Below are 26,442 nucleotides of genomic sequence, written 5' to 3'. Positions count from 1 at the left end.
GTCAACCTTCTGAACGGGCGAGGGACCCAGCCAGCCGTGCGGCCAATGCAGCGTTGTTCTTGACCAGTGCAATGTTGGTGGCGAGGCTTCGCCCGCCGGTCCGCTCGAAGAGGGTCGACAGAAGGATGGGCGTCACGGCCTTTCCGGAAACGCCCTGAGCCTTCGTGTCTGCGATGGCAGCATCGATGAACGCGCTCATTTCGCCCGCCGGAATCTCGTCGGCGCTCGGAATGGGGTTGGCCACGAGAACACCACCACCGAGGCCGAGGGCCTCCTTGGTGCGGATCAGGTCGGCGATGGCCTCAGGCGTGTCGAGACGCAGGGGAACGGGCAACTCGCTCGTGCGGCTCCAGAAGGCCGGAAAACGGTCAGTCCCATAGCCGACCACGGGCACGCCGCGCGTCTCTAGGTACTCAAGCGTGCGCGGCAGGTCGAGGATCGCCTTCGCACCGGCGCAGACCACCGCCACCGGCGTGCGGGCGAGTTCGTCGAGATCGGCCGAGATGTCCATGCTCGTCTCGACGCCTCGATGGACACCGCCGATGCCGCCCGTGGCAAAGACGCGGATGCCCGCGAGATGGGCGCAGATCATGGTGGCAGCAACGGTCGTCGCGCCATGACGCCTGGTGGCGACGGCGTAGGGCAGGTCGGCCCGGCTCAGCTTCATCACGTCCCTGGCGTTTCCGAGCCAGTCGAGTTCCGCGTCCGACAGCCCGATCTTGATGCGCCCCTCTATGATCGCGATCGTTGCCGGCACGGCTCCGTTCTCGCGCACCACCGCTTCCACTTCGCGGGCCGTGGCGACGTTTTGAGGGTAGGGCATGCCATGGGTGATGATCGTGGATTCGAGCGCCACGACCGCCTCGCCTTGCGCAAGGGCCTTTCGCACGTTGGGAGCGACGTCGAGATAACGGCCGGCGATGTCGTAGTTCATGAGGGCTCCCGTTCGAAGGCTGGATCGGCTCTAAGAGAAAAAAGGGTTTCCAGCAAGGCGAAGGACAGGTCGGGCCTGACGCTCGCTGTGCTCTCCACCGTCAGCGCCGCGGCCGCAGTCCCGAGACGAGCGGCCTCTGTGAGGGGGCGGCCTTTCAGGAGCGCCACTAGCGTAGCGGCGATCAGGGCATCTCCGGCGCCCGTTGCATCGACGATCTCTGCATCAATGGCGCCGATCTGGTGGATTCCTGATCGCCCCGCCACGATGAGACCGGCGACGCCGAGGGTCAGGACGACGCGGTCGGCGCCACAGGCGAGAAGGCGCGCGGCCGCCTCTTCTGAGGACGCTTTCGGCTCGCCGAGATAAGCCCGGGCCTCGTCGAGATTGAGGAACAACAATCCGACACCTATGAGGTTCGGTGGCAGGCGCGAGACCTTCGGGGTCGAGACCCCATCGATGGCCAATGTGAGCGACTGCCGATGAGCAATTTCTATGAGAGCGTGCAGGGTCTCGGACGGCAGGTTGCAATCGGCAAAGATCCAGCCTGTCTGAAGCTGGGAGTCCAGGTTGCGCAACAGGTCAGGGGTCAGCGCGTCGAAGATCTCCATGTTGGCAAGACCAAATGCCAACTCGCCATCGGGCTGCAGGACAGCCACGTACTCAGCTGTGGCATGCTTATCCGATACCGCCATGAATTGCGTGTCGATGCCGAGGTGTTGGAGATCGTCGAGCAGTGCGCGTCCGTTCTCGTCCTTGCCGATCATCGAGGCTAGGGAGGCGTCCACTCCAAGTCGGGCCATATTCTCCGCCACGTTGCGGGCCACGCCGCCGAAGGAGCTCTCGGAGACCACGGGATTAGAAGTTCCTGGGCGGATGGCAGCCAATGCCCGGTACTTCCGATCAACGGCCGCTCCACCGATGCATATTACGCTGTTGATCCCGGGTTTCATGGGTCACGCCTGCTCTCAGAAATGTCAGGCGAAGGGTATGCCGAAACGTCGGACAACCTGCAATGACAGGAGGGGCCGCTCGATTGAGCGATTTGCGATGGATCAGAGCTCGGAATGCTTCCTCTCTCGTAGTTTATCTTGGAACATGGAGGCATCACCCCCTTACTCCGCATCATAAAACAGCAGCGTCGTGTTTCCGCCGATTTCAGTGGAGCTTGTCGGACGCTTCTTGCTCAGAACGGTCTCGGCCGCAGGCGAGGGGCGGCGGCTTTGATAAATTTCCAGCCAGGCGATGCGGGATGACGGCACGGTGCCGTCGCCCGGATAGGCTTCCTGCTTGGTACCGGTGGCTTTCTCGAAGAAGGTGGGATCGTCGAGAGAGGCGATCACCCTCTTCACCAGCCGCTCCAGGGCTCCATTATGCTCGGCGTAGAGATCGATCCCCTGGCTGCGGGCCAGCTCGGCCGTGGTCACGAGAGGATCGGCTGCGAAGATGTGATAATCGCGGGCGCGTTTGCCACGTTTCAGTTCAAGCGGCAGGGCGCCGTCGGGCGTGATCTGCCCTAGGCCGATCCGGGAACTGTCGAAGCCCCAGCGGGCGAGTTGCTTGTCGCCAGAAGCGACGCCGGCAGCAGCGGCGCCTAAGCCAGCCCAGTAGCGGTGATTGTTCCTGCCGGATGTCCCATCGTTCTTGTCCATAGGCCCGACGAGCTGCTGGCCCAGAGTCCTCAGCCAGCTTTCGACCTTCCTCTTCTGATCGGTCGAGAGGTTCGGAGCATCACGGATCTGCAGGTAGGCCAGCGCAAAGCCGCTGAGAGCCCGGCTCAGATTGAACTGCGCCTGTTTCGAGCGCATATCGCTCATGGCATTGGCGGAGGCCCAGGCATCGAGCCAGGTGAGGGCGCAGGCCGCAGCGGCGGTGTTCTTAGGGTTCGACTTCACATAGGCGTTCGCGATCTTGACGAGATTGCGTCCGTAGATACGCAGCGGCTCGACCGCCTCCGTGTACGTTTCCTCTGCATCCTCATCGATGGTCGCGCGCTGGGTATCGTCCTGCTTGTACTTGCTCTGCGTCTCGAGTGTGATTACGGGCGCATCAGGGGTGTCACACTCGTATTTGGGCTTGGACTGCACATCATCCTTAGCGGGTGCAGGCACGAGGTAGCCTGGGCCCGCAGCGTGGGCGACGCCCATGAATGCGGCAAGCAGATACGATGCCACCATGACGGGCTGCACTGCACAGCGCGCAGCCAGCCGCCTCATCGTCCCTTGAGCTTCCCGCACCATGCCGCTTCTCCTGCGCTGCTTCCGCTCAGGAAGTAGGCGCGCAGGGCCGCAAGGCCAGAGGCTGAGCTCAGAAGGCCTGTGCAAAGCGGCGCGGCTGGCCGGTGCGGTTGCCCGCGATCGGAGGCACAAGGTCCTGCCCGCGGCCGGCGGTCACGACCAGACGCTTCACCTCGCCCCTGAGGTAAGCCTGGAGGAACTTGTCGTAATCTTTGAAGGACACGCAGCCGTTCGAGTCGCCCCGCGGGCCGAGCAGGTAAGTGTGGGCCAGGATGCCGTCGCGGCCGTAGATGGCGCCGCTCCCGCCCATCGGGTTGAGTCGGATGGCGCGCACGCCGTGGAAGAGCGCCTCGCGCTCGGTGAGGATGTAGGTGCCCGGCGGCGTCGAGCCTTTCATGCGGATGTTCACGTGGCGCGGATTGTCCATCATGTCGCCGAGGCCGGAATGGGCCTCCAGCTTCTCGCCGTTCGGCATGTAGACCGTCTGGGCGACGATGTCATAGACGGCGGTGCCCCCGCGTGCGAGGTCGGGCGTGGAGCCGAAGCGCGCGGTTGGCGCGATGCTGCCAGTGCCCCGATCCAGAGCCGCATAGCTCAGCGCGGCATCCGGCGGGCCGGCCGGGCGGATTCCGAAGAGCTTTTCGAAGAAGTTGCGGTTGTCGTTCGGCGCGACCGCCGGCACCTTTGAAGCGCGAGGCGTCATGACGGCCGGTGCGCTCGCCATCTGGGAGGATGCGGAAGGCTTCGGAATCTGCAGGCCAGCCGGTCGCGGGACCGGCAGGGGCGCCATCGCAGGCGTTGGCGCGACCGCTTGGGCGATCATTCCAGGCGGAACCGGGGCAGGCATAGGCTCCGGGGGAGTGATGCGGGCCTCGCGCTGCACGGCCGAGCGGAAGCCCGGTTGGATGGGCGAGCCCTGCTTGAAGGCGAGGGCGCCCTGGCCCAGGGTCGGGTTCGGATCGATGAGAGCCGGATCGAAGGACAAGGCCGTCTTCAGGGGCGCGGGCGCTGAGCTTGATGCGATGCCGGCCAATGGCGCGTCAGGCGCCGTGCCGCCGACCTGTTCGAAGTCCACGAAGATGGCCAAGGGACTGAGCGAGACCGCCACGAGAAGAGCCGTCGGCAAGAGGCCGCGGTTCCGGCGGATCGGAGCACGACGAAGGGACTGATAAGGCTTATGCGCCATGGTAAACTCTACGCAACAACTCGCGCTTCGCACGATGCACCGGAGACCAGCGATCAAGGTCACAGGCGCTGCGTGAAGGCGATACTCTCACTGACATCGATTGAACGACATTTTGGTTAAGATCAGGATAATCTGGAGTTGGAAGAGAGGCCGTCATGGAAAACTTCACCCCCGCATCCGCCCTCATCGGCGGAGTTCTGATCGGCGCGTCGGCCGCCCTGCTCCTCGTGCTGAACGGGCGTGTCGCCGGCATCAGTGGCATCCTCGGCGGGCTGCTCCAGCCTGTTCCCGGCGAGACCGGCTGGCGCATGGCTTTCCTTGCCGGAATGTTCATCGCGCCCCTGGTCTATATCGCCTTCGGAGGCTCCCTGCCGGCTGTTGCCATGGAGGCATCCCTGCCGGTCGTGATCGTCGGGGGGCTGATCGTCGGATTCGGCACGCGCCTCGGGGGAGGTTGTACCAGCGGGCATGGCGTCTGCGGGGTCAGTCGGGTGTCACCGCGCTCTATCGTGGCGACACTGGTGTTCCTGGCAACTGCCGTTGCAACCGTCTTCGTCGCCCGTCATGTCATTGGGATGTGAGCCATGCCGCTGATCCTCTCCGCCTTCGTGTCGGGTCTCCTCTTCGGCCTCGGGCTCATCGTGTCGCAGATGGTGAACCCGGCCAAGGTGCTGGCCTTCCTCGATGTCGCCGGCAACTGGGATCCGAGTCTCGCCCTCGTCATGGGCGGCGCGGTCGCCGTCTCGGCTCTCGGCTATGGGATAGCGCGCCGCCGCGGCGCTCCCGCCTTGGCGCCGCGCTTGGAGATCCCGACCCGCCGCGATCTCGATTCCCGGTTGATCACGGGCGCCGCATTGTTCGGCATCGGCTGGGGTCTTGTGGGGTTGTGTCCGGGGCCGGCCCTGGTCGGGTTGACGTTCGGCCCGGTCACGATCTTTGCCTTCGTTGCCGCAATGCTCGCAGGAATGGCGCTCTTCCGCGTCTTGCCAGCCCAATGGCCGCAGGCCACCTTCCGCAGGGCCGCTCCCGATCTCGACGGCTGAGATTCCGGTCCTCTTGTTTTAGCATCGTGCCGAGGAGTTCACGCCATGACCGCATCACCCCTGCACGGGAATCCTGTCGTCAAAGGATTCTACGACAAGCGCACCGGCAGCGTGCAATACGTGGTCGCGGACCCCGACACGAAACGCTGCGCCATCATCGATCCGGTTCTCGACTTCGAGCCGAAATCCGGCGCGACGGCGACAACCTCGGCGGACGAGCTTCTCGCCCATATCGAGCAGCAGGGCTACGGACTGGAATGGATCCTCGACACGCATCCGCACGCCGACCATTTTTCCGCCGCCGGATACCTGAAGGACAGGACAGGCGCGCCCACTGCCATCGGTGAGAAGGTGGTGGAGGTCCAGAAGCTCTGGAGGGAGTTCTACAACTTGCCCGACAGCTTTCCGATGGACGGTTCGCAATGGGACCGCCTGTTCGCGGACGGCGAGCGGTTCAAAATCGGCAACCTGGACATGGAGGTGATGTTCAGTCCCGGCCACACGCTGTGCTCGATCACCTATCTCGTTGGCGATGCCGCGTTCATTCACGACACGCTGTTCATGCCGGACGCAGGAACGGCGCGAGCCGACTTTCCCGGCGGCTCGGCCAAGGCACTGTGGCACAGCATTCAGCGTATCTTGGCGCTTCCCGACAGCACACGCCTCTTCGTCGGCCATGATTACATGCCGGGAGGGCGGGCTCCGCAATGGGAGAGCAATGTGGCTCAACAGCGCCGGGAGAACAGCCATCTCGTGAAGGCTGCCACCGAGGAGGAGTTCGTGGCCCTGCGCGAAGGACGCGACCGCGAGCTCCCCATGCCGAAGCTCATCCTGAATGCCCTGCAGGTGAATATCCGCGGCGGCCGCCTGCCGGAGCCGGAGAGCAACGGCAGGCGCTATCTCAAGATCCCTCTCGATGCCCTGCCGGGCGCGCCGTGGGGCGATTGAGATCGACGGCGGACCATCGCGTGCCGACCCCTTGCGGATGGCATTTCAATCCCCATATCAGGCTGACCCAGCGGACATTGTTGTGGACTTCGAAACGCGGCGGGCGTCACCGTCTGCTTCGATGAGGCCGTGTCAGGACGGATGTAATCCGGCATGGCCTGTTCCTGCGCTCGCCTGACGATGCGAGTGCCCGTCTGGACCCGATCAGCCCAGGCCCGTAGCAGGCGAGGCGAGAGATGCGAAGGCATCCCGCCCGTTCGCCCCGGAGCCTGGGCTTTTTCATGTCTCCTGTCGGCGCCTGTCTATTGCGACTTGCGCGGATCGTCCGCCGGATTGACATAGGCGATGCCCCAAGGGCCGCGCGTGCTCAGCTGCACCACCGTTTCCTGGTTGACCTGCACGTTATGCTGGGTTCCCGGCGCCATGGCGATGACGCCGCCGGCATTGATGGCTTTCATCTGCGCAGGGTCAGCACTCGCTCCCATGCCGATGTTGAACTCGCCGCTGACGACGGTGACAACCTCATCGACCGGATGGGTGTGGGTCGGGATCTTGTAGCCCGCCGGGAGCTTCAGGCGCATCACGAAAAGGCCGTCCCTTCCGGGATCTCCGTAGAGGACCGACATCTGGGCTCCCTTGGGGAGGGACGGAGGCCCGTCCTTCCAGGTGATGTCGCCGGGATTGGCCATGACATGTTGGGGCTGCTGCGCGGAGGCGGGCGTGAGGATGAGGAAAAGAGCCGAAGCGCACGTGGCTGCTTGTAGGGTGAAGAGCTGCATCGCGACCTCCCGAAAAGGGTGATGTGGCGAACGCATACAGGCGGTCAGGAACGGACATCTGCCGCGCGGTAAAGGCTCTGCCTCTTGCGATCGCTTGTCAAGACGATGCGCTCCGGCTTTGCCATCGGCGGCATCTTCACGCGGGGCGGTTCACCTCGGCGGGTCTTACCGCTACAGACCTGAAGGCGATTCACTTGAGGCAGCCGATCCACAATGTCCACCTGGCGAGACGAGAAGAACCTGAAGGCCCGGGGCCGGCTCGAGAAACGCCTGACCGCACTCTTTCCGCCTTGTGTACTCGCTCATGCGCTGCGGCAGCCGCTGATCCCGCCGACCCAGCGCCGTGCCGTGGAATCCTACTGGCGCCATCGCCCGCTTCTGGCCGACCGGCTGGCCCGGGCGCTTGCCGCGAAGAGCGGACAGCCCGCAGGCTGGGAATGGCGCCTCGGATCCGGCAAGGAAACCGGCCTGCCACTCACCTTCCGCATGCCGCCGGCGCCGTACCGGGAGGCGGCTTTCGCACGCGGCCCAGGACATTGCTGCGTGTGCGGGCAGCCGGTGTACCGGCTCGGATGGCACCGCGACCTCTGGGACGACGGCAAGCCGAACCGGAACGCCACTTGGCATGCTGCCTGCGTGGTGGCCTGGCAGCTCTGGACGGTCCCGCCCGACCACCTGCGGGCGCTGAAGCTGCGCCAGAACCGCAAATGCGCCACCACCGGCCGCCGCTTGCTCAAGACCGCCGAGGTGGACCATCGTGTTCCGCTTTTCGCCGTCTGGTCCGATCACCGCGCGAAGCCCTGGCCGGAGCTGCTGGCCTATTGGGGCGTGCCCAATCTGCAGGTCATCAACAAAGGGGCGCATCTGGAGAAATGTGCCGACGAGGCAGCCGAGCGGGCGGCCCGCAGGTCGGTTGTCGGACAGGAGAGCAGCGTCGAAGAGATGGGGCCTTAAGGCGCGGGGCTGGTCATGAGCCCGGAGTAGGAGGCTGGGCTAGCCAGCGGTGCCTCAGCCAGTCATGTAAAAGAGGCAGGGCTTGCGCCCCGCCTCGTCCATGTTTGGATTTCACGAAAGCTTAGTCGAGTGTCTGCACCCGGCGGCGCACAGTGGTTGTGGTCGTGGTGTCATCGTCATCGTTCATCATGCGGCCAGGAGCGTAATCGCGGGCCGACTGGACCTTCACGCGCTTCTTCACCTGTCCAGGAGCGTAATAGGACGCACCGCGGTGGGTAGTGACGGTGGCCGTAGTAGAAGGCTCGCGTACGACGCGGCGCTCTACGGTGCCGGAACGGCGGATTACGCGGGTCGAGCTGACCTCGTCGTCATCGTGCATCATATGGCCGGGAGCAGCGGAACGGGAGCGGATTTCCACCGACTGGGCAGAAGCTGCCGCACTGAAGCCAACAACCAGAGCTGCGGCCATCAGGCCGGCTTTCACGATACGCATTTGAACCTCCTCAAGGGAATATCAGATTGGAAGTCCAACGTGCATTCGCCTTGAGCGTTCCAGCGTAACAGTGAATTCTGTCCGCCTCTTAGGACAAGGATCAGAGATGACGATGCCGATTGCCAATCCTGAATCTTGTCCGTGGGTCCGCAAGCCCGTTTCCTGCATCAGCGAGCGAGGACGACCGCGGCTTCCTTCGTAGTGCTGACGGCCTGGGACACCCGACCGACTGCCGACGAGATCGCCCCGATGTTGTTGGAGATGCTCGCCACGGAGTGAGCCGCCCCCTGCATGTTCGACGACATCTCCTGCGTCACCGCGCCCTGCTGCTCCACCGCCGTCGCGACGCTGATCACGTGGTCGCGCATGGTCTCGACCGACCCCTGGATTTTCGCCAGCGCCTCGACGACGCCGCTGGAGACGCTCTGAACCGCATCGATCTCCGCGGTGATCTGCTCGGTCGCCCGGGCCGCCTGAGCGGCCAGGTTCTTGACCTCGGTGGCCACGACCGCAAAGCCCCGGCCGGCTTCGCCCGCGCGGGCGGCCTCAATGGTAGCGTTGAGCGCCAGCAGGTTGATCTGGCCCGCGATGTTCTGAATCAGGCCGACAATGCCGCCCATGGCCGATGTGGCGGTCGACAGTTTGTCGGTGAACTCGCTCGCGCTCTTAGCCTCGTTGAAGGCCGTCTCAGTTGCTGTCCGGGAGTTGGTCATGCTCTGGGAGATCTCGGCCACGGAGGCTGCCAGCTCTTCGGCGGCGGAAGCCATCATCTGCACATTGCTGGACGTGCTGGTGACCGCGGCGGTGGCCTCTCTCGCCTCATGACCTGAGTGATCGAGAGCCGTATCGATGTCTCCGAAGTTCCTGTCGATGATCTGACGCAGGTGGCCCAGCAGGTTCATCTGCTGCGTCACGTCAGTGGCGAACTTGACGACCTTGTACGGACGCCCGCTCGCATCGAGGATCGGGTTGTAGCTGGCCTCGATCCAGATCTCCCGGCCGCCCTTGCCGAACCGCCGATACTGGCCCGCCTGGTATTCGCCCGCCTTGAGCTTGCGCCAGAACTCCTGGTAGTCGGTACCGCCGCGCAGGGCCGGATCGACGAACATGCTGTGGTGGCGGCCTTTGATCTCGTCGAGGGAGTAGCCGACGGCTGCAAGGAAATTTGTGTTGGCCTCTAGGATGTTGCCGTCGAGGTCAAAGGCGATCACGGCCTGCGACTTGCGGATCGCTTCCACCTGACCCTTCAGTTCCGCCTGTTCCTGCATCTGCCGGGTGATGTCGGTGGCGAACTTGACGATCTTGAATGGCTTCCCGTCCCGGCCGAGAAGCGGGTTATAGCTCGCCTCGATCCAGATCTCGCGCCCGCCTTTGCCGAACCGCCGGTAGCGGGCCGCCTGATATTCGCCCTGCTTCAGGCTTGTCCAGAAGGCGGCGTACTCGGCGCTGCTGCGGAAGTCGGGATCCACGAACAGGCTGTGATGCTTGCCTCGGATCTCGTCGAGCGTGTAGCCCACCGTGTCGAGGAAGTTGCTGTTAGCCGTCAGAATGGTTCCGTCGAGATTAAACTCGATAACGGCCTGCGACCGGTCGAGCGCGGCGAACCTGGCTCCTGCATCGGCGTTGGTTTGCGGGAAAAGAGAAAGCATGAAACCTCGGCTTGAAATTCGGAGCTGCAGGAAATCTAAAATCAATGGACCTTCAATAAAGTGTCGCCGGTCTCGAATGAAAATTCGGTAAATACTTGGCTCCTTTACGTCATGAGACTGTTTTTCTGCTCATCATTAGAGCCGGTATGCTTTAGGCCAGCACCTTGGGGCCCGCAGCGTGAGCTGCGAGCCTGAGCGGTGATCGAGGGTGGCGCGAGTGGCAGCCCGGCTCGATGATGGATGGTGAGAAGGAAGAGCCGGAATGCCTCTTCGCGCACGGCTTCTTTAGGCGGACAGGCGGGACCAGCCCGGTGACCGTTCCAGGCGTGGCCCGTCTGCTCGACGGGGGCCTGGAACCGATTCCGACCACCGGCCCACAGCCTGGGCCTCCTGTCGGTGCAGCGTGCGAGGCTGCACCACAGGACCGTGTCTGCTCCCACACTGCGACGCCTCGCGAGCGCGCCCCTCGACAGGAGCAGATCTACACAACGATATAGCCGAGGTTAGGAGAATTGTCAAGAACAAAGCAAGAACATAGTTCTTGCCGTGTCATGGCCGGGTTCACCCCAGCCATCCGGGTCTTATGAAACACTGATCTCATCCCGAGGAAGCGCATAACGCTGTCTCGAAGGAGCTTCCAGTGTCGTTTGGAAACTTCTTCGAGATACAGACCACGTCTGCTCACAGGATGCGGTCAGGGAAACCGCACGCGAAGGAAGAAGGGGATCCCCGGAATACGTCGGGCGCTGACGGGGGTAGCACCGGGAGTCCCTGAAAATGTGAAGCTCAGGAAAAAATGCGGGTTTCGTCGAGTTATCCTTGGGTTATAACCTGTCCATTCGAAGGGGGCTGGATCCATGACGACTTACATTTCAGACACGAGGGAAGTCACTCAAAACATCAGCGACGATCTCGTAATCGAGCGGAGCGGAACTGTACGAACCGTCGCGACGACCGCCATCGAAGTCCAGCGCTTCTATTCGCTCACGGTCTTCGGCTCGGTTCACAGCAATGCGAGCGCGATCACGGCCAAGTTGGGTTCGCAGATCGGCATCGGCGCTTCAGGGGTGGTCTACGGCGAACTCCTCGGCCTCTCGGTAGAGGGGCAGTCGAATATCAACAATGACGGGTCGATTATTGTCCGGGCCGTCGAGGGCATCGGGATTCTCGCCACCGGCCGGCTGAACAACATCTCGAATACGGGCACGATCCAAGCCCATTATGGCATGCGCATCGAGAGCGGGCCGGTGCGGGCCGACAGCATTGTCAACACGGGCAAGATCGTCTCTCACGGAGGCATCGGCATCGAGATGATTGGCAGCGGAACGATCATCAACGACGGCGACATTCTCGCCGGAGGCGCAATCGGCATCAAGCTGACGAACGCAGTGAGCGGCCGGACCAACGTAGTGATCAACACCGGCTTCATCTGGGCAGGAATGGGCATCGAAGGATCCGCACAAGCCGATCTGATCACCAATACGGGGACGATCCGGGGCTGGGTCGATCTCGGAGACGGCAACGACCGCTACCGAGGTGAGAGCGGCTGGAGCAACGGCTACATTCTGCTCGGGAGCGGCGACGATCAGGCCTGGGGCGGCATGGCTTCGGAAATCTTCAGCGGCGGTGCCGGCAACGACACTATCGACGGCGGTGCCGGCGATCAGGACGCGATTTATTTCATCGACGATGCCAACGTTACGCTCGACCTGCGCATCGCTGGGCAGCAGCAGACCGGGGAGGGCCTCGACACGCTTCTGAACATCGAGTGGGTCTATGCCGGCGACGCGGCGGATCGGCTCACAGGAAACGATCGCGCCAACTTGCTCGACAGCGCCGGCGGGAACGATGTTCTTGATGGCGGACTGGGCGATGACACCCTCGATGGCGGGGACGGCATCGACACAATCGTGTTCAGCGGCAGCATAGCCGCAACAGTGGATCTCGGCATCGTGTCGGGGCAGAACACGGGCTATGGCCTCGACCTGATCCTCGGCATCGAGAACGTCACCGGCGGCTCGGGCGCTGACCGGCTGACGGGCAACGGGCTGGCGAATGCGCTCGCCGGCAACGGCGGCAAGGACCGGCTCTCGGGCGGCGACGGCGACGATACGCTCACAGGCGGCGCGGCCGACGACATCCTGACCGGCGGCGCGGGTAAGGACGTGTTCGTGTTCGATGCAGCGCGCTTGAAGAACGTCGACACCATCCAGGGCTACGTGGTCGCCGATGACACGATCCATCTGCAGAACAGCGTCTACGCCAAGATCGGCGCCCCGGGCGCTCTGGCGTCAAAGGCCTTCTGGACCGGGGGGAAGGCGCACGATTCCTCCGACCGGGTGATCTACGACAAGGGCACCGGCGCGCTCTACTACGATGCCGATGGCACAGGCTCCACCGCGCAGATCAAGATCGGCCAGCTTGCCAAGAACCTGAAGATGAACGCCGCCGAGTTCCTGGTGATCTGATCGCCAAGCAAGCCGCTCCGGGAATGGTGCTGCCGGCGCCATTCCCGGCCAACCTGAAACCGGAGAGGATAAGCGGAAGGCGGTGCTTGCCTTGAGGCTCGTCGCTTGTCTTAATGGGCGCAACCAGCAGTAGCGGGTGGGCCGATGGCGGGCAGGAACATTCTCATCTTTTCCGATGGCACCGGCCAGGCCGGCGGGCTGCTGCCGGATGAGCGCCGCAGCAACATCTACAAGCTGTTCCGGGCGACGCGGATCGGGCCCGATTCCTCCATCGACCCCGCCGAACAGCTGGCCTTCTACGATCCCGGGCTCGGCACGCAGGCGCTCGGGGTCTCGACGCCGGTCCGCATCTGGCGGTGGATCTACAACACGGTGAGCCAGGCCATGGGCCTGGGGCTGACCGCCAACATCATCGACTGCTACGCGGCCATCCTGACCCTGTGGGAACCGGGCGACCGCATTTATCTGTTCGGCTTCAGCCGCGGCGCCTACACGGTGCGGTGCCTCGGCGCCGTGCTCGGGCTGTGCGGCGTACCGACCACCATGAAGGACGGCACGCCCCTGCGGCGCGACCCGCAGAGCACCAGGGCCATTGCGGACGAGGCGGTCAAAAAGGTCTATCAGCACGTGAGTTCCCCGAAGGATGAGGCCTATCTGGAGCAGAGGAAGGCGCTCGCCGCGCGATTCCGGGCACAGCACGGTTCCGATGCCGGGGGCAAGGCCAACGCCATTCCCTATTTCATCGGCGTGTTCGACACGGTGGCGGCGCTGGGCAGCTATGGCCTCATGGCGCTGCTGGCTCTCGGTGCCGTCGCAATCATGGCGGCAACTGCGGGGCTATTGTCACTGTTTGCATTCACATTTTGGATCTGGTTCGGGCTCCTCGTAGCCGCGGCTTTGGTGCTTGCCGGGATCGGCTTTCTCAAGACTTACGTGAAATACGCCGTTGGCCTCGAGGGCTACACGTTCTGGGAGACCCTGCACGTCACCCACCTCAAGATGAAGTTTTACGACAACCAGCTCAATCCCGATGTGCTCTACGCCAAGCACGCCCTGTCCATCGACGAGAACAGGGCCGATTTTGCCCGCGTGCCCTGGACCAATGAGGGCATGGACAACGAGGGCGGACGCTTCGAGCAAGTCTGGTTTGCGGGCAACCACTCGGATGTAGGCGGCAGTTACCCGGAGAACGAATCCCGCCTCTCCGACACCGCGCTGCAATGGATGGTCGAGGCCGCGCAGGCCGTACCCAACGGCATCAGGATCGACGGCGATGTGCTTCAGCTCTACCCGTCCGCCGCCGGCCCTCAGCACGACGAGTGCAAGAGCGGCCGCTTCGGCCATCTCTGGGAGAAGGGGCTTCGGGATGTGTCCGAGGACGCTGTGCTGCACGCTTCGGTCAAGGAGCGGTTCGAGCAGCCGCAGGTGCTCCATTACGATGAGATGAAACCATACCGACCGGAAAACCTGCGCCAGCACCAGGACGTGGCGCAGTACTACGACCGCCCGGTCGCCGTGTAGCTATCACCGGGTGAGGGGCGCATGGGTTGCGGCCTCACACGTCTTTGGTGCGAAGGAAACCTCATCCAGCGTTGAGGCGCGGTGCCTCAATGACTTCTGATCATCAGAACATAAACCGCCAGAACCACGGCGATTAGCAGGACGGCGTAGAGGGACTGGGAGAGCATCACAGGAACCCCAGGATCACCCCGGCGCAGAACAAGAAGGCCAGACCGGACACCGCAAGCGCTTCGTTCTCATAGGAGATGTAGGACTTGATCCTCGCCATCATGGCACCCTCCGGGGTTCCCATCACTATGCGCGCATGGAAGCGGGAAAGATACGCTTATCCATGAGCGCAGCGGCGAGGGGCGCTCGCCGTGGCCCGCTTGCCGTCGAGGCACATCCTAAATTGTCCTGATCTGTCTGCCAGGGCTCGCATGCCGGAAGATATCCATCATTCTTAGGGAGTAATGCCAATCATTGCATTTTGCGGGTTGCGCAGTCATGGCATCATTCCCGTAGAGATTGCGACAGTCCTTGCGGAGGTGATTTCCGAGAGCTGAGGCACGGCGCCGGACAGGCGATTGGCTGGGTTGACGCAACATCGTCGTGTCCGCTGAAAAGGGGGCAAGCCATGAAATTCGCGTATATCGTGATGTGCGTTTCACTGCTCATGGGCTGCAGCACGCTACCGTCCTCACAGAAGGTGGATGCTTTCGGCGGGGCCACCGCGGCCGGCAGCGCACTTCTGCAGAACGCAGCCACCGCGAACCGGACACTCGCATTACGGATCGGTGAGGAGGATCAAGCCGCTCGATATGTAAGGGGAGGTTCCTTCACACTCGCCGATACTCCGGACGCCATGTTGAATCCGGAGAATTTCAAGCCGCGCCTGGAGGCCCTCCGCGCATTGGAAGCATACGGCAAGGCTCTCAAGCTCGCAGCCGATCAAGGTCTTGTCGACCAATTGGAGCAGGCATCCGTCAATCTCGGCACCGCTGCCGGCAAATTCACAACCGCGGGTTCTCCGGCCGCTGCGCCTGCCGTGAAGCTTGTATCGCGCACCGTCGGTTTCCTGCTCGGCAATGCCTATGCGGGTGAAATCCAAGCCGTCATCGTCGCGCGCGATCCGGATGTTCGTGCCCTGGTGGCTGCCCTAAAGGATGATCTGGCGGGAGTTTCCGTGCTGCTCTCGGAGCAGGCAAAGGATCTGGAATACCAGCGCAAGGTGAGTCTGCTGCTCATCCGGCGAGACCCGAAGGTGGATCGCCTGCGTCTCTACGATGAGTACAAGACCGCCCGCCAGGAAGTGGCCACACAGGCTGCTCTTGCCGTTGCCGTCGGTCAATATGCCACCGTCCTCGATCAGCTTGCCGAAGCTCATGCCGCTCTCGCGTCTGGAGATCCCAACGCAGAGTTGACGATCAAGCGTTTCGTCGCCCTGACGAACGATCTGGTCGACCTCGTTGCTGCGGCAGCGAAGCAGGACGACAAGAAAGGGAGTACGTGATGGCTCTTGAGCAAGACCAGGCCGAATTCGCGGCAGCTCTGCAGGAGTTCGAGGCGATAGAGGCCAACCTGCCCAAACAAGCTCCGTCGCTCTATGAGCGTTTGGCGACGGCTATGACCCTGGCGTTCTCAGCGAATACGAAGATCAGTCTCAACGACGCCGAGAAGGGCATTATCGCAGCCAAGAACAGCTTGCGTGCTTTGGCGGACATCACGACCGACGAGGGCACGCTCCAGCGCTATGTCAACGCCATGCGTGCCCTTACGGCCGAATTGACGGCCGTGATCAATCAGAAACTGGCAAGCACCAGCCATGTCTATGCGCCCCTGACGGCAGCGTTTCGGGCTTCGAAGGATACTCTCACGCAGGCGTACGAGCGAGCAAAGAAGATGGCGAACGCCATCAATCTGGCGACCGAGGTCCTGAACGCCTTCGCCAAGCTTGTGGCGGTCATCTAGGGCTGGACCGTGACTCGCAGGCTCGCGCGGTTTCTTACGAAGGCGGTTGAGGAGCGGGATGCCTTTCGGTTGGGGCAGGGCGTCAAATCGATCCCCGATGCCCTCAGGCCCTGGCCCGCGCCGATGCCGTTTTCGAGCGCTTGGCGGGCTTAGTGGTGTTCAGGGCGGCGGCGGCCTGGATGAGGGTTTTGAAGGCTTGCTCGTCGAGGGCTGCGCCCTCGTGGAGATCGATGGCGCGGCGGGTGTTGCCGTCGAGGCTGGCGTTGAAGAGGCGGGACGGGTCGTCAAGCGAAGCGCCCTTGGGAAAGGTCAGCTTCACGGCGCTTTTGTAGGTCTCGCCCGTGCAGATGATCCCGGCCTTCTCCCACACCGGAACCCCACGCCACTTCACCGCCTCGACCACATCGGGCACGGCCTGCAGGATGAGCGCCCGGACCCGCGCCAGCGTCTCGCCGCGCCAGTCGTTCAGGTGCTGGATATGCGCGTCGATCTGTTGGGAGGGGGAGGGTTCTGCGGTTCCATCCGTTGAAGCGCCGTTCGCCTTCATGGTTGCTGTCGCTTTCGTCATGGTTGTTCGCTTAAGCCCGTAGATCGCGAAGCATCGGACGGGCTTATGGAAACGATGAACGCGACAATAGCAGATAGCCTTCCTCAGGCCATCTTAGATAGCAATGCGCATTTAAGTGCCTTCAAGGTTGTGTGGTTCGAGGCGACAATCCGTGGAGGTAGGGTTGTCGTTATCCCCGGATTTGATCCGGCCATCCACATCTTAAGAACCACCATGCGCGTCAGACTTGGATATGGCCATCCTTTGCGAGCATTCTCATCAGGTGTCGCGCCGCCCTAAAGGCGCCACCAACTTAGAAATAGCAAAGTGGCGGATAATTGGATTATCATCCTTCTGTTGCCAAGGTTGAGGGCCTCTCGTGAATTCCACGGAAAAGGGCGATAAGCTGGAAGATGAGTTCTACGAATATCTCATCGAACAACAGCGTCGCGGTGAACTTGTCTACGACTTACATCCCCCAGCAAACTGCAAGATTTTTAAGAAGAAAGGTTACTATTGCAAGGAACGAGGGTCTGACGTTCAATTCGATGTTGTTATAGAGATTTATCAACAGGGCAGGAGTAAGCCATCATTCTACACTGTTTTTGAATGCAAGAATTATGAAGGAGGCATTCCGGAGACATGCGTAACTGACTTTTCGGATAAATTAGGGCGGATCTTCGGGCATGCAGCCAAAGGTGTTTTAGTCGTATCTTCACGTCTGCAATCGGGTGCGGATAACCTCGCCAGAAGCAGATCCATGGGGATCATTAAATATGACAAGGCTGGACTGGAAGTCGTAGCGGATCGCAGAGGTCATTATTGCTTAGAGAGCCGTTTTGTAAAATCACAGATCTTTCGGAATGACCGTTCTATTAAGTCTTTGAAATTTTCGGCGTTTCATGACGGAAAATTCTTCTGCGCCATCAATCATTTTCTTCGTAGCCTTGAACCCGGTCTATCCAGCGATGATGAAAACGAGGGTGAAAGCGCCCGAGTGTCCGTGCCGTATCTTCCCGAGGAACAAATAGAAAAATCAGCTCGGGAGATCTTGGAACGGGTGGGTTACAAGTCTGGCCCGGTCGATCTCAAGAAAATTTGCTCTGTGCTGTCTATAGACCTTCAATTCAGTGAGCAGTTGATTGAGGATGAGGATGGCACGCCCATACTGGGTTCAGCAAATTTCGATCGCAAATCGATCAAGATAAATTCTCACGCGAACAGTAAACAAGAGAGGTTCACCCTAGGACACGAGATCGGGCACTTTTGTTTGAATCATGGTCGGTATCTGCGTTCAGAAACAATTGTTGAACGTGATCTTTTTATCAACAGAGAGACTGAAAGTGGCTTCAATTATGAGCGCCTTGAGTTCCAAGCCAATGCCTTTTCGTCCAACATCATTATGCCCAGTCACGTATTTCTCGTCGCGATTGAAGTAGCTCGAACCCGCCTTGATATCCGAGATCGCGGGCACGGCTACATATTTGTCGATGACCAGCCGTGTAACTTTCTACCTTTCGATCAATTATTAGCAAATCTTTCTCAATATTTTGAGGTCTCGAAGCAGGCGATCGAGATAAAATTGAAAAAGATGGGCTTACTTACTGATCAGAGGAGGAGAAACCAAGCTTCCCAGTCATGGCCGGACTTGATCCGGCCATGACGGAGAGATTTATGTGTCGGAATGTAAAATGGGCAGGGACTGGATGCCCTTATGCAGTACAACTGCGATACCATTCGGCGCGCGCCTTTGCAGTGTGCGAAGAATGCAGGTGTTGACCGAGCCTGCGCAGTTAACCGCACTTATAGCAATAATGTTTGTTCTTGTGCCAAGCCATAGTGAAGTCATGGCAGTGTGGGCAGGGCTCGCCGGAGAATTTTATGTTGTTTACTTCTCTGAAGCGCTTCAGTGCTAGCGCTTCTGTCACGTCGCAAGCTTGGGCCAGCTCTTTATGGTTTGTGAACGGCTTAACCACGAAATCTGGCAGCAAAACCTTCTCGGCATAATTATGCGCTTGCCATTCGGTTCCCTCGTGTTCCGGATACCAACTATGAAACACGCTATCAGGGCTACTGAAGTGTAGCTCGTGCCCACTATGAAAGACGAGGTGTCCAAGTTCATGTGCGATCACGTACCGCGCATCCGGGTCACCAAGTTTTGCGTTCCTCCACACCTCGTAATCGCAAACCAGTTTGAGTGGCTTGAAGCTTACGAAAGCGGGATCATCGTCAGGCCCGGATAAGTCCCGAAGTTCCAGAACAACTGGGTGGCCGAGTATGTCCTGGAGTTCCTCATAGAAGAAACGAACGATGTCGAAGTTCGCAACGCTCGCCGTTGGCGAGTGTAACCGATGGTCGGTTGCGAACTTCGTAATGGTCGCCTCAGTCAGGATGTGGGGGGCTCTATAGTTTTTACCCATAGCTCCCTCCAAACCTTTAGAAGCTCACCTCCTACGAGCACCCCGTCGTGCTGCCGCACGTGTCGCACTTCAAGCACGTCCCATTACGGACCAGCGTGAAGTTGGCGCATTCGGGGCAGGCTTCACCGACATAGCCCTTCATCTTGGCTTCGGCGCGCCGGTCGGCGACGGATGGTGCCGAGAACCCAAGTTTCGCCATTTCGGCTTCGCCGACCGGCTTCTCCTCCGCGTGCACGGCAGGCTGCGGGAGTTCAGCCTTCAGCGCCGTCGCACCGACGGTCATGCCACCCGTGCGCTGAGTAATGCCTGTGCCGCCGGCACCACCGCCGGGGATGAGCATGAGGCGGTCGGAATTGCCGCGCACGAAGCCGCGGGACACGATGGCCGTGGCGGGAGCGGGCTCCGGCGCCTTCGACTGGTCCTCGCCTTTGCCGATGGTGGTGGGGCCGGCTTCCGACGGGTCCACGTGGGCGAGGTCGTTGCGGCCGAGATAGGACACGGCGAGCTCGCGGAACACGTAGTCGAGGATCGAGGTGGCGGACTTGATGCGCTCGTTGCCCTGGACGAAGCCGGCGGGCTCGAAGCGCGTGAAGGTGAAGGCCTCCACGTATTCCTCCAGCGGCACGCCGTATTGCAGGCCGAGCGAGATCGCGATGGCGAAGTTGTTCATCATGGCCCGGAAGGCGGCGCCTTCCTTGTGCATGTCGATGAAGATCTCGCCGAGGCGTCCGTCGTCGTACTCGCCGGTGTGGAGATACACCTTGTGGCCGCCGACCACGGCCTTCTGGATGTAGCTCTTGCGGCGGTCCGGCATCTTCTCGCGCTCGCGAATCCGCTCCACGCGCTCGATCACCTTCTCGACGATCTTCTCCGACACATGCGCGACCTTCGCGGCGACCGGCATGGCGGCGAGCGCTTCCACCGCGTCGTCCGCATCCTCGTCCTCATCGGCAATGAGGGCGGAGTTCAGCGGCTGCGAGAGCTTGGAGCCGTCGCGGTAGAGGGCGTTGGCCTTCAGCGCCAGCTTCCAGGACAGCATGTAGGCGTTCTTGCAATCCTCGACGGTGGCGTCGTTGGGCATGTTGATGGTCTTGGAGATCGCCCCCGAGATGAAGGGCTGCGACGCCGCCATCATGCGGATGTGGCTTTCCACCGAGAGATAGCGCTTGCCGATCTTGCCGCACGGGTTGGCGCAGTCGAAGACCGGGTAATGCTCGACCTTGAGGAACGGTGCGCCTTCGAGAGTCATCGCTCCGCAGATGTGGATGTTCGCGGCCTCGATGTCGGCCTTCGAGAAGCCGAGGAACGTGAGCAGGTCGAAGGACGGATCGTTGAGCTTGTCCGCCGGCACTTTGAGCGTACCGGTGAGGAAATCCTCGCCGAGCGTCCAGCGGTTGAACACGAACTTGATGTCGAAGGCCGATTTCAGGCCCTTCTCCACCGCGTCGATCTTGTCGTCCGTGAAGCCCTTGGCGCGCAGCGAGCCGGGGTTGACGGCGGGCGCTTGGCGCATGGAGCCGTGGCCCACCGCATAGGCCTCGATCTCGGCGATCTCATGCTCGCGGTAGCCCAGCGCACGGAGCGCATCGGGCACGGCCCGGTTGATGATCTTGAAATAGCCGCCGCCGGCGAGCTTCTTGAACTTCACCAGGGCGAAGTCGGGCTCGATGCCGGTGGTGTCGCAATCCATCACGAGGCCGATCGTGCCCGTGGGGGCGATCACGGTGGATTGCGCGTTGCGGTAGCCGTTCTTCTCGCCGAGTTCGAGGGCCTTGTCCCAGGCGGACTTGGCATGAGCGACGAGGTCGGCGTCCGGGCAGGAGGCGTGATCGAGCGGGACCGGGTTGACGGCCAGACCCTCATAGCCCTGAGCCTCGCCATGGGCCGCGCGGCGGTGGTTGCGGATCACGCGCAGCATGTGCTTCGCGTTGGCCTTGTAGTTCGGGAACGGCCCGAGTTCACCGGCCATCTCGGCCGAGGTGGCATAGGACACGCCGGTCATGATCGCCGTGATGGCGCCGCCGAGCGCACGGCCGGCATCGCTGTCGTAGGGCAGGCCCATGGTCATGAGCAGGCCGCCGATATTGGCGAAGCCGAGGCCGAGGGTGCGGTACTCATAAGATAACTGCGCGATCTCCTTCGAGGGGAACTGCGCCATCATGACGGAGATCTCGAGCACCACCGTCCAGAGGCGGCAGGCATGCTCGAAGGATTCCGCGTCGAACTTGTGGTTCTGGCGGTCGAAGAACTGCAGCAGGTTGGCGGAGGCGAGATTGCACGCCGTGTCGTCCAGGAACATGTATTCCGAGCACGGGTTCGACGCCCGGATGCGGCCACCGGCGGGGCTGGTGTGCCAATCGTTCATGGTGGTGTTGAAGTGCAGGCCGGGATCGGCGGACGCCCAGGCGGCGTGGCCGATCTGCTCCCACAGGTCGCGGGCCTTGAGGGTCTTCACCACCTTGCCGTCCTTGCGGGCGGTGAGGTGCCAGTCGGCATCGTTCTCGACGGCGCGCAGGAAGTCGTCGGTGAGCGACACGGAGTTGTTGGAGTTCTGGCCGGAGACGGTGAGATAGGCCTCCGAATCCCAATCGGTGTCGTAGACCGGGAAGTCGATATCCGTGTAGCCCTGACGCGCGAACTGGATGACGCGCTTGATGTAGTTGTCCGGGATCTGCACCCGGCGGGCCAGCTTGATCTCCTTCTTCAGAGCCGGGTTCTTCTCCGGGTCGAAGCAGGCATCGCCCTCGGCCTCGCAGTTGATGCAGGCCTTCATGATGGCCTTCAGGTGCTTGGCGGCGAGCTTGGAGCCGGTGACCAGCGCGGCGACCTTCTGCTCCTCCTTCACCTTCCAGTCGATGTAGCTCTCGATATCCGGGTGATCGACATCGACCACCACCATCTTGGCGGCGCGGCGGGTGGTGCCGCCCGACTTGATCGCGCCGGCCGCCCGGTCGCCGATCTTGAGGAAGCTCATGAGGCCGGACGAGCGGCCGCCGCCGGAGAGCTTTTCGCCCTCGCCGCGCAGCTTCGAGAAGTTGGAGCCGGTGCCGGAGCCGTACTTGAACAGGCGTGCCTCGCGGACCCACAGGTCCATGATGCCGCCCTCGTTCACCAGGTCGTCCTCGACGCCCTGGATGAAGCAGGCATGCGGCTGCGGGTGCTCGTAAGAGGACTTGGACTTGGTCAGCTTGCCGGTCTTGTAGTCTACATAATAGTGGCCCTGGCCGGGACCGTCGATGCCGTAGGCCCAGTGCAGGCCGGTGTTGAACCATTGCGGGGAGTTCGGCGCCACCATCTGGTTGGCGAGCATGAAGCGCAGCTCGTCATAGAAGGCCTGGGCGTCTTCCTCGGACGAGAAATAGCCGCCCTTCCAGCCCCAATAGGTCCAGCAGCCGGCGAGGCGATCGAACACCTGCTTGGAGGAGATCTCGGAGCCGAGGCGCTGATCCTCGGGGAGGGCGGCGAGGGCGGCCTCGTCGGCCACGGAGCGCCAGAGCCAGGATGGAACGTCGTTCTCCTCGACCTTCTTCAGGCGAGCCGGAACGCCGGCCTTGCGGAAATACTTCTGGGCCAGCACGTCGGAGGCCACCTGGCTCCAGGTCCCGGGAACCTCGATGTTCTCGAGCTTGAAGACCACCGAGCCATCCGGATTGCGGATCTCGCTCGTGGCGAGCCGGAAGGCGAGGGAGGAATAAGGCGATTGGCCAGACTTCGTATAACGCCGCTCGATCCGCATAGGTCACATCCTAAGTATTGAGGACAAACGTCCCCATGGCCGCGATTTGCCCCGCAGCTCATCAGCCCACAATTATTGTTCAACGCCCCAACGATCCGCTCTTTCGGACCGCCCACGCAACACGCCTGAGTTACGGCCCCGGTCGGGCGTCACAGGTGGCGCGGCAACGTTGTTGCCACGGGCTCTGACGCCTACTCTGGGGAGTGTTCAACCGGCCCTTTCAGGCTGGTCGCCGGTCTCTGGTCGGCACCCCGGCAAGCTAGTCGTGTTGCGAGCCTCACGTCAAGAACTAGTGTCAGCCTGAAGTGTTCCGAACTACATGTTGTGTGTAGCTGTGTGAATTGTGGATAACCCGGACCCCTCCGGCTAAGCCTCTCAGACTCCTCTGAGAATCCGTTCCCGGTTTTTGCAATGGCCAAGCTTCGCCGGCTTAAGGACCCGCATGCGGTCATGCTTAACGGCGGGTATATGTTGTGCCGGCGCATCAATCCGTGGTCCCGGCTCCGGACGACCGCTCCGGAGCCGAAATGGCCTGATTACGGGAAATTCCGCTCCCGCCGCTGGGGAAGCTGCAGATCGGAGAATCAGTCGGGGTTTTCGCGCCTCGTGAGGCTGGACTTCACTCCCCCTTGCGGCCATATTCCGCGCAACTTCACGAACCCCTCCGGCGGCAGCAGCATGAAAGAGTTTTTCACCCAGTTCTTCACCTGGTGGAACGGACAGACCCTCGGCACCCGATTCTTCACCTGGCGCAAGGGCGTGTTCGTGGGCACGGACGAGTTCGGCAATACCTACTACCGCTATGTCCAGCCGCAGGCGATCGACTCGAATGTGGGCGCCGAGCGCCGCTGGGTCGTCTATAACGGCGAGGCCGATGCCTCGAAGGTGCCGCCCGGCTGGCGTGCCTGGCTGTGCCACAACGGCGACATTCCGCCGAGCGAGGAAACCTACCGGCCGCATTGCTGGGAAAAGCCCTATGTGCCGAACATGACCGGCACCACCCAGGCTTACCGGCCGCAAGGGTCTCAGCTCGGCTCCGGCCAGCGCCCCGCCGCCACCGGCGATTACGTGCCGTGGACGCCCGGGGAGTGAGGCTCCAAGCAGCCTCCTGACCCGCCATGCTGAAGAGAGCCCAGGCCCGCACCTGCATCGAGTGCGGCCTGCCTTATGACCACCCGGATTTTGTCCATCACGCGGGTCGGATCGAGAGCGGCCCGGCCTATTGGTCCGAGCGCGGGCTCCTCTGCTCCCATGCCTGCTCAACGGCACATTTCGAGAAGCGCCTGAAGGCGGGCGATCCGATGACCGAGCCGGCGCCTGATCCGCTGGAGCAGGACTGGTCCTGAAGCTCAAAGAGCAGGATTAAGTCGGCACTTGTGGAAGGCCTGAACATTCTGCACGAGATGCGCGGCCTTTCCTGTTCCGCTGAGAATAACGGCCCTTGGCAGTCGTTCTTCGATATAGCGGAACGCGGCAGCGGCTGCTTCCTCGAACGGCTGCCCAGCCAGCAGGCCACCCATGGCGAAGGGGCGGTTGACGATCGCGGTGCGGTCGCTCGCTTTCAGTTCCGGCAGCAACGGGGCCATGGTCTGGCTCGACATGTTCAACGGAAATTGCAGCGCGTCATATAATCCGCTTTTCAGCGCAAGCCGCCCGGCTTCCACATCGCTGACGCTCACCCCGAAGGCCGTGACCCCGCACCGCTTTGCATAATCCATTGCGGCGATCACATCGGGATGGGTGACGACATCGCTCGTCGCCTTGTGGATCTGCAGGACATCGATGGTTCCGAGCAGGGACAGGCTCTGGTCGATGCTTCGGACCAGCGCATCGCGGCTGTGATCGACAAAGCTGGCGCCGCGAGCGAAGTCCCAATGCTCTCCGGCCTTCGTCATGATGGTGAGCCTGTGCTTGGCCGAGGGCTCAAGGGTATCGAGGAAGTGGCCCAGCCGGGCTTCGCTCTCCGCATAGGCGGGGGCCGTGTCGAAGATGGTAATGCCCAGTTCCAGGGCCTTGGAAAGGAGAGCACGTGCCTCATTCTCGTCCGCTGGCGCACTTTGATTCACACCCCATGCGCGGCCAATCGAGAGCAGGCCCAGCCCGAGCTTGAGGCCGGGTTGAGTAAACTTTTGGAGCATGAGTTTTACCCGGCTGGTTTGGGATGGAAATAGGATTGCTGCCTGAGAACGCCTTCAGAGAAGAGCCCGAAAGCCTGGATCACGCAGCCGATCGGAACATCGATCTGGCGGGCGACGCCCGAGCCCTTGAGGACAGCGCCGCGCGCATCCGGCTCGGGATCACGATAGCTTCCGCCGTCACCCAAGGTGCAGTTCTGGCAACGGATGGGTCCGAGGATCTGCGCGCCGCGCCCGATTCGATTGGACCGGGTGAGCGACCCTCCACCGAGAAGCCGCGCCCCGTCGCCGACCTCGATCACGTCGCCTGCCTCAGCCTTGAGGGTGAAGCCGCCTTCTTCCCCGATCTCGGCATGAGCTCCGACCTTGATCGAGCCGCCGGAGGCAACAAGCCTGCTCCCGGGGAAAAGCTGCGTGCCGGCACCGATGACGATAGCTCCGCCATCTCGAGCGTCAAGGATGACGCCGGGCCAAAGCACCGCTCCGGTTCCAAGCCGGACGCCCGGTGAGACCAACACAGAGGTCGGATCCGGGATCAGAACGCCACGATGGGTGAGGGCGGCGGCTTCTGCGGCCGACAGAAAGCCCAGCCGCTGACGGGACTCATCACCAGGAGTCTGGGCTTCGCTCATGCAGGTATCTTCGCTCCGAGGTCGCTCGCACGCCTGGAAGCTTAGTCGATCGAACCTGATCCTGAACAGCCCAACGAAATATTGGAGCGTTGGTGCATTTTTGAGAGACTACACCCCGTAATCCAGCTTGGGATACCAATCCGTGCCACGACCCTCGGGCGTCATGTCGAGCACGTTCCACAGAGGTGCGAGATCCGGGGCGCCGCGGGGATCCTGGCCTGGATCGGCGGACTCGCCCGTCATCTCTCCGCTCCAGAAATGCCGGATCGTCCCATCGCGGCGCGTGAAGACGTTGAGGCTCGGGATCTCCGACCCGTCCGGCAGGACACCGTGGTAGTCGCGGGAGTAATTGCCGTTGAGATCGGTGTAGAGCCGCAGGTTTGTCCAGCCGCGTTCCCGCTTCCAGGCGGCCAGCCGCTCGATCGGGGATCGCGCCACGACGGCGAGTGCCATGCGCTGCTGGATGTCGGCGCCGTTACCTTCGAGCGCTCCCAGTAAGTTGGTGCACATGGGGCAGGGGCGCTCGCGCTGAGGGCCGAACATGTAGCTGTAGACAGCGAGCGACTGCTTGTCGCCGAAAAGGTCGGCGAAGCTCACCGGACCGTTCTCACCCTCGAAGTGATAGTCGCCTGTCACCGCCCCGCCGGGCGGCAAGGCTCGGCGCTGCTCAGCGACACGTTCCAGATGACGCCGCAACTCGATCTCCTCTGCCAGCAGGGCTGTGCGGGCAGCACGATACTCGGCGCTTTCGTTCGGAAAGCGCACCGGCGAGCGGCGCGCGAGTTCTTCAGCGTGGACAAGCTTGTCGCTCAT

General features: G+C 62.1%; 24 protein-coding genes. 11 read left to right on the top strand and 13 right to left on the bottom strand.

Annotated features, from left to right (window positions below):
* Position 1: 1 nt before the first annotated feature.
* From I2H36_RS17260 to I2H36_RS17245, 4 genes are all read right to left on the bottom strand, one after another.
* Positions 2–934 carry a pseudouridine-5'-phosphate glycosidase gene (locus tag I2H36_RS17260; RefSeq protein ID WP_196265142.1) on the bottom strand — a complete coding sequence of 311 codons (933 nt, stop codon included), beginning with the start codon at positions 932–934 and terminating at the stop codon, positions 2–4.
* Positions 931–1,884 (bottom strand): carbohydrate kinase family protein, encoded by a 954-nt coding sequence (locus I2H36_RS17255; protein ID WP_196265141.1) that lies wholly within the window; start codon positions 1,882–1,884, stop codon positions 931–933. The genes I2H36_RS17260 and I2H36_RS17255 overlap by 4 nt, the downstream gene beginning before the upstream one ends.
* 162 nt (positions 1,885–2,046) lie before the next feature.
* Entirely contained in the window at positions 2,047–3,171 is a 1,125-nt protein-coding gene (locus I2H36_RS17250) for an alginate lyase family protein (RefSeq protein WP_196265140.1), read from the bottom strand.
* Between the two features lie 67 nt (positions 3,172–3,238).
* Positions 3,239–4,354 carry a DUF2778 domain-containing protein gene (locus tag I2H36_RS17245; protein WP_196265139.1) on the bottom strand — a complete coding sequence of 372 codons (1,116 nt, stop codon included), beginning with the start codon at positions 4,352–4,354 and terminating at the stop codon, positions 3,239–3,241.
* A 155-nt stretch (positions 4,355–4,509) separates the two neighbouring features.
* Here I2H36_RS17245 and I2H36_RS17240 point away from each other — a divergent pair, with 155 nt between their 5' ends.
* From I2H36_RS17240 to I2H36_RS17230, 3 genes are read left to right on the top strand one after another with little or no spacing between them, the layout of a single operon-like run.
* Positions 4,510–4,935, top strand: a complete 426-nt coding sequence (locus tag I2H36_RS17240) for a YeeE/YedE family protein (RefSeq protein ID WP_196265138.1) — start codon at positions 4,510–4,512, stop codon at positions 4,933–4,935.
* A 3-nt stretch (positions 4,936–4,938) separates the two neighbouring features.
* The gene (locus tag I2H36_RS17235) at positions 4,939–5,397 is read left to right on the top strand and encodes a DUF6691 family protein (protein ID WP_196265137.1); all 459 of its coding nucleotides are present in this window, start codon (positions 4,939–4,941) and stop codon (positions 5,395–5,397) included.
* A 45-nt stretch (positions 5,398–5,442) separates the two neighbouring features.
* Entirely contained in the window at positions 5,443–6,345 is a 903-nt protein-coding gene (locus I2H36_RS17230; protein WP_196265136.1) for an MBL fold metallo-hydrolase, read from the top strand.
* Positions 6,346–6,647: 302 nt separating this feature from the next.
* Here the strand turns inward: I2H36_RS17230 and I2H36_RS17225 are convergent, their stop codons facing one another.
* On the bottom strand, positions 6,648–7,124 hold the full coding sequence (locus I2H36_RS17225) for a cupin domain-containing protein (protein ID WP_196265135.1): 477 nt from the start codon (positions 7,122–7,124) through the stop codon (positions 6,648–6,650).
* 213 nt (positions 7,125–7,337) lie between these two features.
* Here I2H36_RS17225 and I2H36_RS17220 point away from each other — a divergent pair, with 213 nt between their 5' ends.
* Positions 7,338–8,078, top strand: coding sequence for a hypothetical protein (locus I2H36_RS17220; protein ID WP_196265134.1), 741 nt, complete (start codon positions 7,338–7,340; stop codon positions 8,076–8,078).
* A gap of 121 nt (positions 8,079–8,199) precedes the next feature.
* Here the strand turns inward: I2H36_RS17220 and I2H36_RS17215 are convergent, their stop codons facing one another.
* Together I2H36_RS17215 and I2H36_RS17210 are read right to left on the bottom strand one after the other, a co-directional pair.
* Positions 8,200–8,571 carry a hypothetical protein gene (locus tag I2H36_RS17215; RefSeq protein WP_196265133.1) on the bottom strand — a complete coding sequence of 124 codons (372 nt, stop codon included), beginning with the start codon at positions 8,569–8,571 and terminating at the stop codon, positions 8,200–8,202.
* 167 nt (positions 8,572–8,738) lie between these two features.
* Positions 8,739–10,220 (bottom strand): methyl-accepting chemotaxis protein, encoded by a 1,482-nt coding sequence (locus I2H36_RS17210; RefSeq protein ID WP_196265132.1) that lies wholly within the window; start codon positions 10,218–10,220, stop codon positions 8,739–8,741.
* Positions 10,221–11,077: 857 nt separating this feature from the next.
* Here I2H36_RS17210 and I2H36_RS17205 point away from each other — a divergent pair.
* The 4 genes from I2H36_RS17205 to I2H36_RS17190 all read left to right on the top strand — a co-directional run bounded on the left by I2H36_RS17205 (position 11,078) and on the right by I2H36_RS17190 (position 16,159).
* On the top strand, positions 11,078–12,688 hold the full coding sequence (locus I2H36_RS17205) for a calcium-binding protein (RefSeq protein ID WP_196265131.1): 1,611 nt from the start codon (positions 11,078–11,080) through the stop codon (positions 12,686–12,688).
* 144 nt (positions 12,689–12,832) lie between these two features.
* Positions 12,833–14,209: a DUF2235 domain-containing protein gene (locus tag I2H36_RS17200; protein WP_196265130.1), complete on the top strand. Its 1,377-nt coding sequence runs from the start codon at positions 12,833–12,835 to the stop codon at positions 14,207–14,209.
* 616 nt (positions 14,210–14,825) lie between these two features.
* Entirely contained in the window at positions 14,826–15,701 is an 876-nt protein-coding gene (locus tag I2H36_RS17195; protein ID WP_196265129.1) for a hypothetical protein, read from the top strand.
* Complete coding sequence (locus I2H36_RS17190) at positions 15,701–16,159, top strand: hypothetical protein (RefSeq protein ID WP_196265128.1); 459 nt, start codon at positions 15,701–15,703, stop codon at positions 16,157–16,159. The genes I2H36_RS17195 and I2H36_RS17190 overlap by 1 nt, the downstream gene beginning before the upstream one ends.
* 103 nt (positions 16,160–16,262) lie before the next feature.
* Here the strand turns inward: I2H36_RS17190 and I2H36_RS17185 are convergent, their stop codons facing one another.
* Positions 16,263–16,727 (bottom strand): DUF1801 domain-containing protein, encoded by a 465-nt coding sequence (locus I2H36_RS17185; protein ID WP_196265127.1) that lies wholly within the window; start codon positions 16,725–16,727, stop codon positions 16,263–16,265.
* A gap of 358 nt (positions 16,728–17,085) precedes the next feature.
* On the opposite strand from I2H36_RS17185, the gene I2H36_RS17180 reads away from it, so the two are divergent.
* Positions 17,086–18,369: an ImmA/IrrE family metallo-endopeptidase gene (locus I2H36_RS17180; protein ID WP_196265126.1), complete on the top strand. Its 1,284-nt coding sequence runs from the start codon at positions 17,086–17,088 to the stop codon at positions 18,367–18,369.
* A 130-nt stretch (positions 18,370–18,499) separates the two neighbouring features.
* Here the strand turns inward: I2H36_RS17180 and I2H36_RS17175 are convergent, their stop codons facing one another.
* On the bottom strand, positions 18,500–19,126 hold the full coding sequence (locus I2H36_RS17175; protein ID WP_196265167.1) for an ImmA/IrrE family metallo-endopeptidase: 627 nt from the start codon (positions 19,124–19,126) through the stop codon (positions 18,500–18,502).
* 31 nt (positions 19,127–19,157) lie between these two features.
* A complete protein-coding gene (locus I2H36_RS17170) occupies positions 19,158–22,862 on the bottom strand; it encodes a vitamin B12-dependent ribonucleotide reductase (protein ID WP_196265125.1) in 3,705 nt (1,234 codons plus the stop codon).
* 678 nt (positions 22,863–23,540) lie between these two features.
* Between I2H36_RS17170 and I2H36_RS17165 the strand changes: the two genes are divergently transcribed.
* Both I2H36_RS17165 and I2H36_RS17160 read left to right on the top strand, forming a co-directional pair.
* Positions 23,541–23,954, top strand: coding sequence for an NADH:ubiquinone oxidoreductase subunit NDUFA12 (locus I2H36_RS17165; RefSeq protein ID WP_196265124.1), 414 nt, complete (start codon positions 23,541–23,543; stop codon positions 23,952–23,954).
* A gap of 26 nt (positions 23,955–23,980) precedes the next feature.
* The gene (locus I2H36_RS17160) at positions 23,981–24,208 is read left to right on the top strand and encodes a hypothetical protein (RefSeq protein ID WP_196265123.1); all 228 of its coding nucleotides are present in this window, start codon (positions 23,981–23,983) and stop codon (positions 24,206–24,208) included.
* A 3-nt stretch (positions 24,209–24,211) separates the two neighbouring features.
* Here I2H36_RS17160 and I2H36_RS17155 read toward each other — a convergent pair whose 3' ends face one another.
* From I2H36_RS17155 to I2H36_RS17145, 3 genes are all read right to left on the bottom strand, one after another.
* A complete protein-coding gene (locus tag I2H36_RS17155; protein ID WP_196265122.1) occupies positions 24,212–25,000 on the bottom strand; it encodes an aldo/keto reductase in 789 nt (262 codons plus the stop codon).
* 5 nt (positions 25,001–25,005) lie between these two features.
* Positions 25,006–25,629 carry a hypothetical protein gene (locus I2H36_RS17150; protein WP_196265121.1) on the bottom strand — a complete coding sequence of 208 codons (624 nt, stop codon included), beginning with the start codon at positions 25,627–25,629 and terminating at the stop codon, positions 25,006–25,008.
* Between the two features lie 108 nt (positions 25,630–25,737).
* The gene (locus I2H36_RS17145) at positions 25,738–26,442 is read right to left on the bottom strand and encodes a DUF899 family protein (protein ID WP_196265120.1); all 705 of its coding nucleotides are present in this window, start codon (positions 26,440–26,442) and stop codon (positions 25,738–25,740) included.

Source organism: Microvirga terrestris, assembly GCF_015694425.1.
Lineage (GTDB): Bacteria > Pseudomonadota > Alphaproteobacteria > Rhizobiales > Beijerinckiaceae > Microvirga > Microvirga terrestris.
The sequence above is the reverse complement of the archived record's forward strand: the minus strand, read 5'-3'. Positions and strand labels throughout refer to the sequence as shown.